Below are 15,414 nucleotides of genomic sequence, written 5' to 3'. Positions count from 1 at the left end.
TATTTATGAAGCTATTAGTTATTGCGGATGACTTTACAGGGGCAAATGATACCGGTGTTCAATTTGCTAAAAAGCATGCGCGCACAGAGATACTTCTTGATAATACACAAAAACATTCTTGGTTTGCTGATGTCGTTGTGCTTAATACAGAAAGTCGTGCATTAAATGCACAAGTTGCTTCAGAAAACCTACGAAATAGCCTGAAACCTTTTTTATCTCAGAAGGATAAACCTGTCATTTATAAAAAAATTGACTCAACATTTCGCGGTAATATCGGGGCAGAAATAGAGACAATTATGTCAGAAACAGGCTTAAAACTTGCTATTGTTGCCGCAGCTATTCCTGCGGCAGGACGTGTAACGTTAAATGGTGAATGTCTCGTTCATGGAAAAGCACTTATTGAAACTGAATTTGCTTCTGACCCTAAAACACCAATAGTTTCATCACGTATCCAAACTATTCTCCATCAACAGACTACCCTGCCCGTTATTGAAGTGAATCTAGACCAAATACGTTCAGGGCGATTCGCAACATGGTTACAAGCACAAGCGCCAACGCAAGGCAGTATCATCGTCACGGACGCTGAAAATGATGAAGATTTAGCACTAATTGCTGAAGCCGTATTTTCAATAGATCAACCTTGCCTACTCGTTGGAGCTGCGGGCTTTGCAAATGCATTGCCTGAGAATATTTTCATGGATAAAAAGCAAGGGCTACCGTTATTTATTGTCGCTGGCTCAATGAGCAGCGCAACAATTGAACAGGTAAACTATGCACAAACACATTGTGATGCCAGTGTCATTGATGTTGATGTCACACAAGTACTTGCAGCCACTACACAAGATAACTACATGGCTGCGCTCATCAAAGAAATTAGTCAAACATTAAACCAACAAAAACACACCATCATACGAACCAGCCGAGATGTGCAAGATAGGCATCATATTGATGACCTATGCAATACCTACGGTATGACTCGTAATGAATTGGGGAAAAATATCAGCGACTTTATTAGTTTGCTGACCTTAAATACGCTGTCTGTTGCCAGCATCGGGGGACTTTTTTTAACAGGTGGAGATATTGCGATTGCGGTTGCCAATACTTTGGGAGCAAAAGGTTATCGAATTCAATCTGAGGTGCTGCCATGTATACCTTGCGGCACTTTTATTGACAGTGAAATTGATGACTTACCCGTGATCACCAAAGCGGGAGGGTTTGGTCAAATAACCACTTTATGCGAAGCCATCAAATATATTGAGGAAATTTATTGTGAAAAATAATGTTGTTGCTATTACCATGGGAGATCCTGCAGGTATTGGCCCAGAAATTATCGTCAAATCCCTTGCAGAAGGTGAACTGGCAGGAGCCTCTGCCGTTGTTATCGGTTGTGCATCAACAATGCAGCGATTAATTAAATCAGGGGTAGTTCCTCAGATAAAAATCAATGTGATACAAAATATCAAAGAAGCTCAATTTTCAGCGGATACCATCAATATTATTGATGAACCCCTAGCCGACCCTAGCGCACTTATTGCGGGGAAGGTCCAAGCTCAAGCTGGTGACTTAGCATTTCGTTGTATTAAACGTGCGACTGAACTAGCTCTCGCAGGTGAAGTGAAAGCGATTGCCACTGCACCTTTAAATAAAGAAGCATTGCACCTTGCCGGGCACAACTACCCAGGTCACACTGAACTACTTGCCCAGCTAACCAATACCAAAGATTATGCCATGGTGCTTTATACCGAAAAATTAAAAGTCATCCATGTCACAACACATATTGCATTGCGTAAATTTTTAGATACATTAAATAGCGAGCGTATCATAACCGTGTCTCGTATCGCATCAGACTTTTTAAAACGCGTTGGCTATGAAAAACCACGTATTGCGATCGCTGGCGTTAATCCTCATGCTGGGGAAAATGGTTTATTTGGTGATGAAGAAATCGTATATTTACAACCAGCTATAGAACAGGTAAGGTCTGAAGGTATTAATGTTTATGGCCCTTGTCCTCCAGATACTGTATTTTTACAAGCCTATCAAGGGCAATATGATATGGTCGTTGCCATGTATCACGATCAGGGTCATATTCCTTTGAAATTATTAGGTTTTTATGATGGTGTTAATATCACTGCGGGCCTTCCGTTCTTGCGCACTTCAGCCGATCACGGAACCGCATTTGATATTGCTTGGACGGGTAAAGCAAATCCTGAAAGTATGGCCATCTCACTTAAACTTGCGATGAATGTAGTATAACTAATGAGCACAATGGATAGATTAGATTTAATACTTGAGTATCTTAAACAGCATAACCTCGTCACTGTTGAAGAACTAGTACAAGCATTATCCGTGTCAGCGGCCACTATCCGGCGTGATCTCATTAAACTTGATGAAACTGGGGTTATCTCTCGCACGCATGGCGGTGTAACCCTAAACCGTTTCATTCCTGTTCAGCCCACTACGTCCGAAAAAAACCAGCGTAATCTAAGAGAGAAACGGGCTATTGCGAAAGCGGCAGCCCGTTTAATTGAACCAGGTAGCACGGTTCTACTTGATGCAGGAACAACCATGCTTGAGCTAGCGCGAGAGCTCACTCATATGCCCCTGCGTGTTATCACCTCTGACCTCCATATTGCCCTTTTTCTTTCTGAATTCAAACAAATTGAAGTCACAATTGTTGGTGGAAGAATTGACGATAGTAGCCAATCTTGTATTGGTGAGCATGGGCGTGTTTTATTACGTAGCATTTATCCTGATATCGCATTCATTAGTTGTAACTCTTGGAGTTTAGAAAAAGGAATTACAACACCAACAGAAGAAAAAGCAGGTCTAAAACGTGACCTAATAACAAATGCTACACGCTCTGTTATGCTTGCTGATAGTAGTAAATACGGTAAATGGTCATTATTTCGTGTCGCTCCAATAGACGAATTGACAGATATTATTACAGATAACCAACTTCCACTCGATATTCAGCAAAAATTTATAGATTCTTGTCGTACTAATCTAATATTGGTTTCCACAAATGCCACTTAATGCTATTGAACTTGATTTCTTTATAAAATAAAGTAGCTCAACCTTCCAACCAAACCGCACCAAACATTACATTTCATCTGACAACAAAATATGTAAGGAACCCCCATGAGCGAACTGAGATTAGCTTATAACAATTTATCACCTGAAGCGTATAAAGGGCTTATTGAATGCAAAAATGCATTGGATAAAAGCGGGTTAGGTAAAGAACTAATAGAGCTTGTTTATTTAAGAGTTTCACAAATCAATGGCTGTGCATTTTGCCTAGATATGCATGCAAGCTCATTACGTTCAAATGGTGTCAGTAACAAAAAAATAGACACACTCGCTGGCTGGCAGGTTAGTCATCATTTTAATTCATTAGAGCGCGCTGCATTAGCTTGGACCGAAGCTGTCGTTAATATAGCTACCAGTGGTACATCAGATGCTCTCTTTAATGAATTAAAACACCATTTTTCTGATGAACAAATTTCTGATTTAACTATCGCTATTGGTTTAATGAGTGCCTTTAACCGTATAGCAATAGCACTGAGACAATAGTAAAAATTTGTATAAAAAAAGCTTGCTACCTTTATGGCAGCAAGCTTGTAAATTCTACTTTTAACACTATTTTTCTTCATCACGTAATGTTAAAACTTCATACCCATCTTTAGTGACTAATACCGTATGTTCAGATTGAGCAGATAATTTTTTATCTCTTGTTACGACCGTCCAACCATCTTTCTTTGTTTTAATTTTCATCCCACCCTGGTTAATCATTGGCTCTATCGTAAATGTCATTCCTTCTTTTAATTCAACCCCTTTCCCTCGTACGCCGTAATGAAGAACTTGCGGATCTTCATGCATTTCACGGCCAATACCATGCCCACAATATTCGCGTACGACACTGTAACCTTTAGATTCCGCATAATGTTGAATAGCGGAACCAATATCACCCAATGTCGCACCCGGTTTAACTTGTTTTATTCCTTCCCACATAGCAGCATAAGTATCTTTAACTAATTTACGTGCTAGTGGTGAAGCTTCTGGCATTACATACATTTTACTTGAATCAGCGATAAAGCCATTTTTCTCTAGCGTAATATCAACGTTAATGATGTCTTTTGCTTTTAAAATTTCATCTGTTTTTGGAACACCATGACAAACGACTTCATTCAACGATGTATTCAAAACATATTGGTAGCCATATTGCCCTTTACTAGCAGGCCTTGCTTGTAATTCATTAACGATATAGCTTTCAACTTTATCATTAATCTCCATTGTGGAAATACCCGGTACAATAAATGAATCCAACATTTTAAAAACGCTAGCCAAAAGTCGTCCAGACTCACGCATCAGTTCAATTTCTTCTGCTGTTTTAATTGTAATATTATTCATGAACTTTTCCTTTTAATTCAATTGACTCTTTTTCTAACATTTCATTGACTAACATAGTAAATGTCTTATTCGGGTTTAGTTCAGCTTGCATACCAATTTTAATCCAAAACTCTGCCTGTGAATTAATCGAACGGGACATAACCTGGCTCGCATGGCGCAGATAATCATGCAATTCATCTGAAATTTTTACGATACCCAAAGCAACCTCAACAATATGATGTGTATACAAATCATGTATAGATCATATAACAGGAAGATGATGATTCAAAGCATTCACGTTTTGTATAGCACAAAGCGCATGAAAAACAGCCCATAAATACTACTTTAAGTTGCTTAAGTTGATTCCGCCGTCAAAGTATTTGAATCGTTGATCCGCTATCATAAATTCCGAAAAATGTAATGATTATACGTAAATTAGCATTATTTTGATTAACTCGGCCATGTGCTGGTTTAACTGCCGTACTATTAATAAACTAATGATCCGATTACAACATGAGCTCAATAAATAAAAGCTGGAGAAAAACATGTATAATAAAATTTTAGTTCCTATTGATATAACAGAAAAAAGCTTAGCACATTTAGTTATGGCTCATATTCAATACCTTGCTGAATATGAAAAAGCACATATTCATTTTTTGGCAATTATTCCTACTGTTCCTTTCTATACCACAATGGGATTTGGTTTTGCTGAAAAAGCGGATAGTGAACAAGAAAACGTCACGAAGCAGCTCGCTGAAATAATTAAAGAATTTAATATTCCAAATGATAAATACAGTGCTCAAGTTTTAATGGGAACACCAAGAGATGAAATCTTACGTGTTGCAGAGGAAATTTCTGCTGATTTAATCGTTATTGGGTCAAGGCGCCCAGGTATGTCCACATACTTTTTAGGTTCAACAGCATCAATGGTTATTCAAAATTCAAAAATTTCTGTTTTGACTGTCCGATAGCCGCTATTAATTATAGTAATCTAGGTAGCCTATTATTGGGTTACCTTGTTTTTTCGTGTTAATCTTACATACATGAATTATTCACTCCACTAAGCTATGTATTGCAGATTTATTTTTCACTCAAGGAATGTAATGAAAAAACACTTACTCTGGATCAGTATTAGTATCAATATAATTTTAGCTATCGCTTTAATTACAGTTATCTACTCGTTTTTAAATATGAAAAATCAGGTGATGACTATAGTTGAGCAAGCAAAGTCAGGAAAGTATATCGAGCAAGTACAACAGCATACGAAACAACTTATTCCAAATACTCTTAATGAACTAAAAATCTTAGAAACGGGTGGCAACTCGTGTGACCAGTTTTATCAAAAAGTCGATGGAGTTATTGAATACTTACATAATAATCCAGAGATTATTGGAGCACAAACCTACACCGAACAGTTATCTTCAGTAAAAATGGCCATTGATAAAACCCCGATTGTTTTAAAAAATAAAGCTTGTAAGAGTGGCGTTTCAAGTATTAATTATATCATTGAGGCACTACAACCGGATGAGCCATAATTGGCTCATTTATTAACAACATTAGAATGCTCAACATCCAACCAGCTGATAAACTGGGCTAAATATTTCAAAAATTCCTCATCAGCAAAAGGCTCTATACTTTGACGTAAAAAATAATTTATTTCATTTTGTCGTTCTGGATAATATTGAACGAATTTTTGTATATATTCAAATAATGTTTCTGGCCAGTCACTATCATTTTTCCAACGTAATATATTAGTGGAACGAATGAGCTTTCTCGATGCCGCCCGATATAATAACTTTAGCTCAGAGTCATCATGACAATGATTAATTTGATCGATATAATCATTCAATACATTAACAAAATCGCCATTAACTGCTTCTGCTATTTCTCGCGAAGGAACAAATTGGCTAAAATGTGTTGCTAAGTCATATCCATAAATGCAACGGCAATGATGCTTAATCCAATATCCCCAACTATATAGATTAGCCTCACTCATCACATCCGTAAGAATACCAATATCAAAATCAATTTTGCTGACCTCAATATGATTAACTGTTAATTGAACTTGTATTTCATTCAATCTGGTTGTTTCTAATTGAGTAAGGGCACCACATAATATAATGCATAGATCTAAATCCGATTGCTGTGGCTTCGCACAGCCTTTTGCAACACTACCATACACATAAATGCTATGGAGCTTGTCTTTTAATATGCAACTCAGCCAATAAATAGATTCTGTTATTATTGACTGAAATTCTGGTTGAAACGGCCTCTCTTCAGGAACAGGAATATACTTATAATCTTTTAACTTCATAACCACCTAACTCTCAAAAATAAGTGTTTCTGCTTGTACTAACCATTCATAGTAGCCAATAACCTCGCGACCATTTAACCAACGAGACAACATATCTAATATTAACATTACACTGACTTCTTGTTTTTCTTTCTGTGAATGATTATTTGGTAAATAATGAATTCTCTGCGCATAACACATATCTGGTGTTGATAGAGCAACGTTTAAATATTGCTCATTATATTCGCCAACCACTAAACCAATAGATAGAGGATGATTAATTGCTATATTTTGAGCTCTTTGCGCTAAAATTTTCAATGTTTGTTCCACGTCAGATGGCAAAATTTGACTGGAAGAAATAGCGATCCCCGCTGAATCTAATGTCCAACTTAACAGCCCTGCGCTAAATTGTTCACTGACTATTATTTGTAATTTCCTTTCTCTTAGGGATTTGCCAATTTTTTGCGCTAAACCTTCTGTCCCTTCAAATATCAAGTTGTCCCCTACTCCTTGCTTCACTAATTGCCAATCTCTTTCCATCAATTCTTTTTGTGACGCAGGTCCCGTTAGCTTTAATTCAATAATAGGCATTGAAGAACGATAGCCTAAAACACAGTTTTCAGGTAAAGGTAAGCTATCAAATTGCTTCGCAAGACTACTTTCACTACGGCCAAAACTGGTTAGGCGCAAACAAACTGGTGGCTCTGGCAATGTAAAATGTGCTCGTAACCTTGGCAAAATTTGCTCATTCACCATAACCTTAAATTCAGAAGGAACACCAGGAGTAAAAAAAATCAGACAATCATTCAAGACTAAAGAAAAGCCACAAGCCGTTCCTACAGGGTTATCAATTAATTCAGCATTTTCAGGGAGTAGTGCTTGTTTACGATTCGTTTCAGGCATAACCCGCCCTCTGGCAATAAAATAACGCTCCATGACTTCAACCCACTGAGAATGTTCAACTAATGGAACTCCCGCAGCTTTAGCCGCCGCCAAAGCGCTTAAATCATCACTTGTTGGCCCAAGCCCGCCGTTAACAATGAGAATATCTGCAGATAAACTACGCTCAAGGAAAGTAGCGACTAAACAATCTAAATTATCACCAACCGTTGTTCTGCTACTCAAAGGGAGACCTTGTTGAAAAAAACAGTCTGCCAACCAAGCGGCATTTGTATCAATTATTTGTCCGTGTAAAACCTCATCGCCGGTACTCAACATTTCAACAACTAACATCTATGACTCCCTGATTATATAAATCACATTAACTGACTAAATTACCTTATTATCAAGATGACTAACATCAATTTTTATTCACCTGAGTTCCCCTTTTAAAATATCCAGAACTCATTAAAAATAAATGGTTTAGGATAATTCTCACCCTATGTGGTCATAAAAAGGCTATAGTTTTATATGCAATTGAATCCATTATTTTTTCACAGCAATAATAGAGGCTACATGTTCAAACTAAAACCAATTAAATCTGTTGCATTATTTTCTTTAGTTTTATTAGTTTCTGGGTGCCAACTTGGAGGATCTCCAAATTCTAATTCAAACTCAGATTCAAAATTTGGAGATTTAAGTGAATTAAAAAGAATAGACTTTCCTTCCACAGAGGCACCTAAAGGTATTTCTGAAGGAGCATTTGAAGTTGAGTACGATAATGGTCAGCCAAAATTTAAAACATGGGTATCTAAAGGATGTTTTGATAAATATATCAAAACCTACTATGAAAATGGCAAGCCTGAATCCCATATTGAACTCAAAGACTGCAAGGTACATGGAACTGTCCGCACTTACCATGAGAGTGGCCGTAACGATATCGAAGTCAACACACTGCAAGGTAAATTATCAGGGCCATTTATAATTTATCACGACACACCTAGTAATAAACCCAATATTACGGGCACATTTAAAAATGAAAAACTCGTTGGAATAGTGACCGAATTTGATGAAAATGGAACGGTTATTTCTAAAGCTCTCATCCGCGATGGTGAAATTACCGTATTGCAATAATTCAACGAACAAGATAAAACAGATGCGTATGATTTACAAAGATAGCTAAAAATAGAAACCCGCAAGTAGCGGGTTTCTAATAAGTTGAAAATGAAGACGAATATAACTAAATTAGCTCTTTCACTTCAAAATTCACTTCACCGCTGAGATCAGCATCATAATCAACACCATTTAGGCCAAAGCCAAACAGACGGAGAAATTCAGCTTTATAGCCTTGGTAATCCGTTAATTCATTGATGTTGTTATCATTAAGCTGCTGCCAAATTTCACGGCATGTGTTTTGTACGTCATCACGCAATTCCCAATCATCTAAACGTAGACGATGTTTTTCATCGGTCTCTGGCACTGCGTCATTGAATAACTTAGTGGCAAATAAGCGTTGAATTTGTTCAATACAGCCTTCATGGATCCCTTTTTCTTTCATAATCTTAAAGACAATAGAGATATATAACGGCATGACAGGAATTGCAGAGGAAGCCTGTGTTACAACAGATTTTAATACAGCGACATACGCTGCCCCACCCTTAGCTTGCAATTTTTGATTGATTGCATGAGCCGCACGGTCCAAATCTTCTTTTGCTTTACCCAATGTACCATGCCAATAAATTGGCCATGTTAAATCCGTACCAATATAAGAATAAGCTACAGATTGTGCGTTATCGGCTAAAACACCCGCTTCATCTAACGCATTCATCCACAGCTCCCAGTCTTGGCCACCCATGACTTTCACTGTATCTGCGATTTCCTGTTCATTGGCGGGTTCAACAACAGCTTCAATCAACACATCTTTGTTGGTATCCAGCGCAACAGATTTGTACGGTTCACCAATAGGTTTCAAGGCTGAACGTACAATTTCACCTGTTTCAGGCATTTTACGCACTGGTGATGCCAATGAATAAACCACTAAATCAATTTGGCCTAAGTCTTGTTTAATCAAATCAATAACGGTTTGACGGCATTCATCAGAAAAAGCATCACCATTAATGCTTTTTGCATACAGGCCTTCTTCTTTCGCTGCTTTGTCAAAACCTGCGGAATTGTACCAGCCCGCAGAACCAGTTTTACTTTCACTGCCTGGTTTTTCAAAAAATACACCAATGGTAGCGGCTCCGCTGCCAAATGCGGCGTTGATACGAGAGGCCAGACCGTAACCGGTGGATGCACCAATAACTAAAACTTTCTTAGGGCCATTTTTCAGCTCGCCACGTGATTTCACGTAGGCAATTTGCTCACGAACATTGGCTTCACAGCCTGCTGGATGAGCTGTAGTGCAGATAAAACCACGAATTTTAGGTTTGATAATCATAGTAATTTTTTCTTGGTAGCTAACAATCAGGGTCTAATATACCTGATATTATCCATTTACTTAAGACAGAGTGAAAATAAATAGGGTGAACAGACCAGTTTATTGGTTACTTTCCCACTAATTACCTATTTTAAATCATTGAGAGTTTCAATAACACGGCGTAATAAATCTAACTCTCGCTCAAGGTTAGTTGCTTTCTCTCTAGAATAATGACCATATATTTTTGTGACGCCAAGGCGACTGTCATTATAGCACTCATCACCCCAGCAAATATAAGACATTGAAATATAATTTTTTAAATATCAGCTGTTGAGATTAAGGAACGTATCATCATGTTTCCAGAGCAATCCTATGACGCATTTGGGAAATACTGCAAGATATTAAAGAACTCACCCAGAGATAAAAAATATGCCTAAAACCATTACCAAGAGAAACAATAAACAACCATAACCTGTACTAAATAATTTACTAGCCGCTTATTGCGGCTTATTGCGGCTTATTGCGGCTTATTGCGGCTTATTGCGGCTTAGGGGGTATTAAATTATGTATAACCATCACTGAGTAAACAATATCTTTTTTATTGTGAATTTTGCGAAAATGGGCATTACTAACAATACCGACCATAATCTGCATGCCATCTTTCTCATAAACCCGCTTAAATGGTGTTGTTTCGTCATCAGATATTTTATCTAAGAAATAAACATTTCGTTTATAGCGTTCAATTGTTTGCTTTGGCAAACCATATACTTCAAACATTTTCTGGTTAATCGCATCATACTCAGCCAAAATGACTGATTGGTCACGGCTATCTTTTCCTTGGGAGGAAACGAGCATTAGAGTATTTTTTTCCCGAGAAAACATCAATAAAAACAGTTTATTTGCTATTTGAGGAGAGTTTGCTGATGAACATAACGCACCTCCTTCTTGAAACTCAGTACATTGCAATCCTTTTAACTGTAATTTTTTTATATCTTCAGGGGTTTGCCCCCACTTAAACCCATAAGGGGCATCTAGCTTTTTCGTTGTGCAGCCAGAAGCGAGTACGAGTATTAACGTAAACAAAATTCCTTTTATCATCACTTCTCAAATTCCAATTAAGTCATCTAATTTGATACTATCAAAAATGAATAATTAATCAAAAATTAACTTTTCTATCATCATATTAAATGACTCGATTGATTTCTGTACCGTTAAAGCTGCCTTACTCTTCTTTGTTCTCCTGTTGTTTAGCCTCTGCCATAGCAATTTCTTTCAACCAATCTGCTAATAACGGTTTTGTTTTTACTGTATCTAATAACGCTCGTTCATGTTTAGTTAATCGTACAACTACAACTTCAGTTTTCATGTTAGACATAGCCTGATCCTCTTTAAGAATCAGAATAGTGACACAAAACACTAACAGAACGGTCTGACTTACGGTTTTTTACACGAATTTCGCGTTAGTTGACACAATCAAAAATACTTATGCTATTTCAAAAGAAACACATTGAATATAAAGAATAAATACACCTAATTAAACGACATCAGTTCAGCAGATACTAAATATTTGAAGGGAGTTAGATACAAAAAAACCACCTAAAGGTGGTTAATTGCTAATTTTAATCATTTCTGATTAAAATTGAGATGGTGCCCAGGGCGGGACTTGAACCCGCACAGCCTAAAGGCCGAGGGATTTTAAATCCCTTGTGTCTACCGATTTCACCACCTGGGCTAAATTGTCTTTCTCAAAAACTTGGATAAATTATTAATCTACCCGACTAACCCATGCATTTAATAAAACACATCGTGATTAGCTAACTTAAAATAAAACACTTAATAGCGTTTAATTACTTTAAGATGGTGCCCAGGGCGGGACTTGAACCCGCACAGCCTAAAGGCCGAGGGATTTTAAATCCCTTGTGTCTACCGATTTCACCACCTGGGCTAAATTTTGGAGGCGCGTCCCGGAGTCGAACCGAGCTACACGGATTTGCAATCCGGTGCATAACCGCTTTGCTAACGCGCCTTATCCGAATTTCTTTCGAAATTTGGAGCGGGAAACGAGACTCGAACTCGCGACCCCGACCTTGGCAAGGTCGTGCTCTACCAACTGAGCTATTCCCGCGTAAAGCTTCACTTTTCAGCTTATGCTTTTCAAACTGGCTGATTTACTTATTTATTTTCGTAAACCATGTTGCCGTTCGATGCGTTGCATTCTACTGATTTCACCTATCGAGTCAATACAATTATTGAAATAATTGGATCGTTCGCTGTTTTTTCAATCATTTCGATCACGCTTCGCTCAAATCACCCCATGCAGCCTTTAAATATTGGAACATTGACCAGAATGTTAAGATAGCTGCAACATACATTAGTGCGATTGAAAGGTTTTCAATCAATGGCGTTGGACGCCACAATAAACCGACCAGTGACATCATCTGAGCAGTGGTTTTAAATTTACCAATCCAAGAAACAGACACACTACTACGTTTTCCTATCTCTGCCATCCATTCACGTAAAGAAGAAATGATAATTTCACGTGCAATCATGGTTGCTGCTGGCAAAGTCACATACCAAACATCGTAACTTTCAGTGACTAACACTAACGCTGTAGCAACCATAACTTTATCAGCAACAGGATCTAAAAAAGCACCAAACTTTGTAGTCTGCTTCCACAGTCTTGCTAAAAAGCCATCAAACCAATCAGTTACCGCTGCGATAACAAAAATAAGCGCGCATGCAAACGGCCCCCAAGTAACAGGGAGATAAAAGGCTAATACAAAAAACGGTATTAGGATGACGCGAAATAATGTCAACCACGTTGGTATGTTTAATTTCATCACGCTCACTAACTTTTTGACCAAGTTGGATATTATGAATATGTTGCCCTAAGACACTCACTGTTTCAATGCATTATAAATCTTTTCTGCAAGGGCGTATGAGATCGAGGGCACTTTTGCGATTTCTTCTATACTTGCATTACGTAAAGGTTGTAACCCGCCCATATATTTTAGCAACATCTGCCGACGTTTCGGGCCAACCCCCTCAATTGACTCTAATGCACTCGTACTTTTGACTTTTGCTCGTCGTTGTCGATGCCCCGTAATCGCATGATTATGTGATTCATCTCGAATGTGTTGGATTACATGCAAAGCTGGGGAATCAGGTGGTAATGAAAAACCTTCGCCTTCTGGTTTTAAAAATAAGGTTTCAAGCCCCGCTTTACGGTCGCTACCCTTTGCAACGCCAATCAGCAATGGGTGTTTTTTATCCCAATCAACCTCTAGTGAATTAAACACATCCCTTGCCTGCCCTAATTGGCCTTTACCCCCATCAATAAAGATAATGTCAGGAACTTTGCTTTCATCAATGTGTTTACCATAACGCCGTGTTAAAACTTGATGCATAGCCGCGTAATCGTCTCCAGGGGTGATCCCTGTAATATTATAGCGCCGATACTCTGATTTCACCGGGCCCGATTTATCAAACACAACACAAGAGGCGACTGTTTGCTCCCCCATCGTATGTGAAATATCAAAACACTCCATACGATTAATGTTTTCTAAATTAACCACTTTTGCTAGTGCTTCCATACGTTGTTGCACCGTCGAGTGTTGCGCTAATTTTGTTGAAAGCGCAATTGATGCATTCGTTCTCGCTAATTTTAAGTAACGAGCCCTCACACCACGTGGCTGACTTTGAATATGAATTTTACGTCCCGCGATCTCAGAAAGAGACTCAGCTAATAATTCTTTTTCTGTTAATGCAAAATCTAATAATATTTCGCCAGGTAGAGTTCTATTTTCACTTCCTTGCAAATAAAACTGACCTAAGAAGGTTTGAACCACTTCCTCAAGCTGTGTATCTGCTGGAATTTTAGGGAAATAACTGCGACTACCAAGGACTTTGCCTTGACGAATAAAAAGTACATGCACGCAAGCAAGACCAGATTCAAAAGAAACACCAATAACATCTAGGTCATCGCTATCACCAGATACATATTGCTCTTCCGTGACAGCTCTTACCGCTTGGATTTGATCTCTAAAACGCGCTGCATCTTCAAAGCGTAGTTCTAAACTTGCCTTTTCCATACGGTCAACTAAACCAGCCAAAACTTGTTTATCTTTACCCGTTAAAAATAAACGTACATATTCCACTTGTTGATTATAGTCTTCATCGGAAACCAATCCTTTAACACAGGGACCTAAGCAACGACCAATTTGATATTGTAAACAAGGCCTTGAGCGATTTCGATACATGCTATCTTCACATTGACGTATCGGAAATAACTTCTGCATTAACGCTAATGTTTCCCTTACCGCATAAGAACTCGGGAAAGGGCCGAAGTACTCGCCTTTGGCATGTTTCGCCCCCCGGTGCATCGAAATTCGAGGATGAGTTTCACTGCTTAAAAATAGGTAAGGATAAGATTTATCGTCACGTAACAATACGTTATAACGTGGCTGGTACAACTTAATATAGTTGTGCTCAAGTAATAGCGCTTCTGTTTCAGTATGAGTCACCGTCACATCAATAGAGGCGATTTGCTTTACCAACTGCTCTGTTTTGCGGCTACCCACATTTTCACGAAAATAACTTGCTAAGCGTTTCTTAAGATCCTTTGCCTTTCCTACATATATAACCGTTTCCCCAGCGTCATACATACGGTATACACCAGGTTGATTAGTAACTGTTTTTAAGAAAGCTTTCGGTTCGAACTGTTCTGACACTCGAGTAAACCCTGTTTTGCTGTGATTAAACCATAACTGATAGCTATATGAGTTAATTCTACATCACTACAGATATTAAGTTTACTAAACATTCGATATCGATAGGTATTTACTGTTTTAGGGCTTAAGGAAAGGGACTCCGCTACCCGTTTTATAGGCATTCCCTGAGTGATCATTAACATGATTTCTAACTCACGCCCCGATAATAAATCATATAAATCTTGTTGATTATTATAAACTAACCGCTGTAGAGCAAGGTCTTGGGCAATATCCGGCGATATAATTTTCCGTTTAACACTTACAATTTGTATAGCTTCAATAATGTCTTCTTCTGTCACATTGATACTCAATAAACCGAAAATGCCAATATCTAATGCTTTTAAAAAAAATGCAGGGTTATTTCTTACATTGTAAATAATGATCCCAACATCTGGTTGAGTTCGACGTAATGTCTGGATTGTTTTTAGTGAGTCATAACGAAAACTATCACTACTGATTAAAATCATATTTGCTTTTTGGCATCTATTCCATGTAATCACGTGTTCTAGTGATGAAAAAGAAGCAACAATTTTATAACGTATTTGACGTGAAAAAATAGCCTCAAAACCACGAATTGCAATATTACTGTCGTCAATTATTATAATATTAATCAATTAATACCCCTATTGGATTTTAAACCTAATAGTGAAAAATAATAAATGAATAAA

General features: G+C 37.9%; 17 protein-coding genes and 4 tRNA genes. 7 read left to right on the top strand and 14 right to left on the bottom strand.

Going from position 1 to position 15,414, the window contains the following annotated elements:
- Window positions 1-5 precede the first annotated feature (5 nt).
- The 4 genes from dtnK (at window position 6) to PSE83_RS01035 (ending at window position 3,570) form a co-directional block, all read left to right on the top strand.
- Window positions 6-1,280, top strand: a complete 1,275-nt coding sequence (gene dtnK, locus PSE83_RS01050) for a D-threonate kinase (protein WP_004263457.1) — start codon at window positions 6-8, stop codon at window positions 1,278-1,280.
- A 16-nt stretch (window positions 1,281-1,296) separates the two neighbouring features.
- A complete protein-coding gene (locus PSE83_RS01045) occupies window positions 1,297-2,253 on the top strand; it encodes a D-threonate 4-phosphate dehydrogenase (protein ID WP_036958696.1) in 957 nt (318 codons plus the stop codon).
- 3 nt (window positions 2,254-2,256) lie between these two features.
- Window positions 2,257-3,033: a DeoR/GlpR family DNA-binding transcription regulator gene (locus tag PSE83_RS01040; protein ID WP_442960076.1), complete on the top strand. Its 777-nt coding sequence runs from the start codon at window positions 2,257-2,259 to the stop codon at window positions 3,031-3,033.
- A 105-nt stretch (window positions 3,034-3,138) separates the two neighbouring features.
- A complete protein-coding gene (locus tag PSE83_RS01035; protein WP_004263450.1) occupies window positions 3,139-3,570 on the top strand; it encodes a carboxymuconolactone decarboxylase family protein in 432 nt (143 codons plus the stop codon).
- Between the two features lie 66 nt (window positions 3,571-3,636).
- On the opposite strand, the gene map is transcribed toward PSE83_RS01035, so the two are convergent.
- On the bottom strand, window positions 3,637-4,407 hold the full coding sequence (map, locus tag PSE83_RS01030) for a type I methionyl aminopeptidase (protein ID WP_004263445.1): 771 nt from the start codon (window positions 4,405-4,407) through the stop codon (window positions 3,637-3,639).
- Window positions 4,400-4,606 (bottom strand): ParD-like family protein, encoded by a 207-nt coding sequence (locus tag PSE83_RS01025; RefSeq protein WP_036958645.1) that lies wholly within the window; start codon window positions 4,604-4,606, stop codon window positions 4,400-4,402. The genes map and PSE83_RS01025 overlap by 8 nt, the downstream gene beginning before the upstream one ends.
- A gap of 325 nt (window positions 4,607-4,931) precedes the next feature.
- Between PSE83_RS01025 and PSE83_RS01020 the strand changes: the two genes are divergently transcribed.
- Window positions 4,932-5,357 (top strand): universal stress protein, encoded by a 426-nt coding sequence (locus tag PSE83_RS01020; RefSeq protein WP_004263436.1) that lies wholly within the window; start codon window positions 4,932-4,934, stop codon window positions 5,355-5,357.
- A gap of 132 nt (window positions 5,358-5,489) precedes the next feature.
- The gene (locus PSE83_RS01015; RefSeq protein ID WP_004263434.1) at window positions 5,490-5,921 is read left to right on the top strand and encodes a hypothetical protein; all 432 of its coding nucleotides are present in this window, start codon (window positions 5,490-5,492) and stop codon (window positions 5,919-5,921) included.
- A 5-nt stretch (window positions 5,922-5,926) separates the two neighbouring features.
- Here the strand turns inward: PSE83_RS01015 and PSE83_RS01010 are convergent, their stop codons facing one another.
- Both PSE83_RS01010 and PSE83_RS01005 read right to left on the bottom strand, forming a co-directional pair.
- Entirely contained in the window at window positions 5,927-6,700 is a 774-nt protein-coding gene (locus PSE83_RS01010) for a nucleotidyltransferase domain-containing protein (RefSeq protein WP_036958644.1), read from the bottom strand.
- Window positions 6,701-6,706: 6 nt separating this feature from the next.
- A complete protein-coding gene (locus PSE83_RS01005; protein WP_004263428.1) occupies window positions 6,707-7,912 on the bottom strand; it encodes a nicotinamide mononucleotide deamidase-related protein YfaY in 1,206 nt (401 codons plus the stop codon).
- A 222-nt stretch (window positions 7,913-8,134) separates the two neighbouring features.
- Between PSE83_RS01005 and PSE83_RS01000 the strand changes: the two genes are divergently transcribed.
- Window positions 8,135-8,692 carry a toxin-antitoxin system YwqK family antitoxin gene (locus PSE83_RS01000; RefSeq protein WP_004263425.1) on the top strand — a complete coding sequence of 186 codons (558 nt, stop codon included), beginning with the start codon at window positions 8,135-8,137 and terminating at the stop codon, window positions 8,690-8,692.
- Between the two features lie 106 nt (window positions 8,693-8,798).
- Here the strand turns inward: PSE83_RS01000 and fabV are convergent, their stop codons facing one another.
- The 10 genes from fabV to PSE83_RS00950 form a co-directional block, all read right to left on the bottom strand.
- Window positions 8,799-9,998, bottom strand: a complete 1,200-nt coding sequence (gene fabV, locus PSE83_RS00995) for an enoyl-ACP reductase FabV (protein WP_004263421.1) — start codon at window positions 9,996-9,998, stop codon at window positions 8,799-8,801.
- Between the two features lie 516 nt (window positions 9,999-10,514).
- Window positions 10,515-11,078 (bottom strand): hypothetical protein, encoded by a 564-nt coding sequence (locus tag PSE83_RS00990; protein ID WP_141395902.1) that lies wholly within the window; start codon window positions 11,076-11,078, stop codon window positions 10,515-10,517.
- 121 nt (window positions 11,079-11,199) lie between these two features.
- Window positions 11,200-11,352, bottom strand: coding sequence for a hypothetical protein (locus tag PSE83_RS00985; RefSeq protein ID WP_036958643.1), 153 nt, complete (start codon window positions 11,350-11,352; stop codon window positions 11,200-11,202).
- A gap of 270 nt (window positions 11,353-11,622) precedes the next feature.
- Window positions 11,623-11,709 (bottom strand) — tRNA-Leu (locus PSE83_RS00980).
- Window positions 11,710-11,835: 126 nt separating this feature from the next.
- A tRNA-Leu gene (locus PSE83_RS00975) sits at window positions 11,836-11,922 on the bottom strand.
- Window positions 11,923-11,929: 7 nt separating this feature from the next.
- Window positions 11,930-12,003: transfer RNA gene (locus PSE83_RS00970), tRNA-Cys, on the bottom strand.
- A 23-nt stretch (window positions 12,004-12,026) separates the two neighbouring features.
- Window positions 12,027-12,102, bottom strand: a tRNA-Gly gene (locus tag PSE83_RS00965).
- 166 nt (window positions 12,103-12,268) lie between these two features.
- Window positions 12,269-12,817 (bottom strand): CDP-diacylglycerol--glycerol-3-phosphate 3-phosphatidyltransferase, encoded by a 549-nt coding sequence (gene pgsA, locus PSE83_RS00960; protein WP_272660598.1) that lies wholly within the window; start codon window positions 12,815-12,817, stop codon window positions 12,269-12,271.
- 57 nt (window positions 12,818-12,874) lie between these two features.
- Window positions 12,875-14,707, bottom strand: a complete 1,833-nt coding sequence (gene uvrC, locus PSE83_RS00955) for an excinuclease ABC subunit UvrC (RefSeq protein ID WP_004263390.1) — start codon at window positions 14,705-14,707, stop codon at window positions 12,875-12,877.
- Window positions 14,674-15,360 carry a LuxR C-terminal-related transcriptional regulator gene (locus PSE83_RS00950; RefSeq protein ID WP_262960441.1) on the bottom strand — a complete coding sequence of 229 codons (687 nt, stop codon included), beginning with the start codon at window positions 15,358-15,360 and terminating at the stop codon, window positions 14,674-14,676. Before PSE83_RS00950 ends, uvrC begins: the two co-directional genes overlap by 34 nt.
- Between the last annotated feature and the right edge of the window lie 54 nt (window positions 15,361-15,414).

The organism is Providencia sp. PROV150, assembly GCF_028481025.1.
GTDB classification, from domain to species: Bacteria; Pseudomonadota; Gammaproteobacteria; order Enterobacterales; family Enterobacteriaceae; genus Providencia; species Providencia hangzhouensis.
The sequence above is the reverse complement of the archived record's forward strand: the minus strand, read 5'-3'. Positions and strand labels throughout refer to the sequence as shown.

Coding starts and splice junctions, on each gene's coding strand:
- PSE83_RS01015 (WP_004263434.1), top strand. CDS start 5,490: ATGAAAAAACACTTACTCTGGATCAGTATTAGTATCAATATAATTTTA.
- dtnK (WP_004263457.1), top strand. CDS start 6: ATGAAGCTATTAGTTATTGCGGATGACTTTACAGGGGCAAATGATACC.
- PSE83_RS01040 (WP_442960076.1), top strand. CDS start 2,257: ATGAGCACAATGGATAGATTAGATTTAATACTTGAGTATCTTAAACAG.
- PSE83_RS01020 (WP_004263436.1), top strand. CDS start 4,932: ATGTATAATAAAATTTTAGTTCCTATTGATATAACAGAAAAAAGCTTA.
- map (WP_004263445.1), bottom strand. CDS start 4,407: ATGAATAATATTACAATTAAAACAGCAGAAGAAATTGAACTGATGCGT.
- PSE83_RS01035 (WP_004263450.1), top strand. CDS start 3,139: ATGAGCGAACTGAGATTAGCTTATAACAATTTATCACCTGAAGCGTAT.
- pgsA (WP_272660598.1), bottom strand. CDS start 12,817: ATGAAATTAAACATACCAACGTGGTTGACATTATTTCGCGTCATCCTA.
- fabV (WP_004263421.1), bottom strand. CDS start 9,998: ATGATTATCAAACCTAAAATTCGTGGTTTTATCTGCACTACAGCTCAT.
- PSE83_RS01045 (WP_036958696.1), top strand. CDS start 1,297: ATGGGAGATCCTGCAGGTATTGGCCCAGAAATTATCGTCAAATCCCTT.
- PSE83_RS01005 (WP_004263428.1), bottom strand. CDS start 7,912: ATGTTAGTTGTTGAAATGTTGAGTACCGGCGATGAGGTTTTACACGGA.
- PSE83_RS01010 (WP_036958644.1), bottom strand. CDS start 6,700: ATGAAGTTAAAAGATTATAAGTATATTCCTGTTCCTGAAGAGAGGCCG.
- PSE83_RS01000 (WP_004263425.1), top strand. CDS start 8,135: ATGTTCAAACTAAAACCAATTAAATCTGTTGCATTATTTTCTTTAGTT.
- PSE83_RS00985 (WP_036958643.1), bottom strand. CDS start 11,352: ATGTCTAACATGAAAACTGAAGTTGTAGTTGTACGATTAACTAAACAT.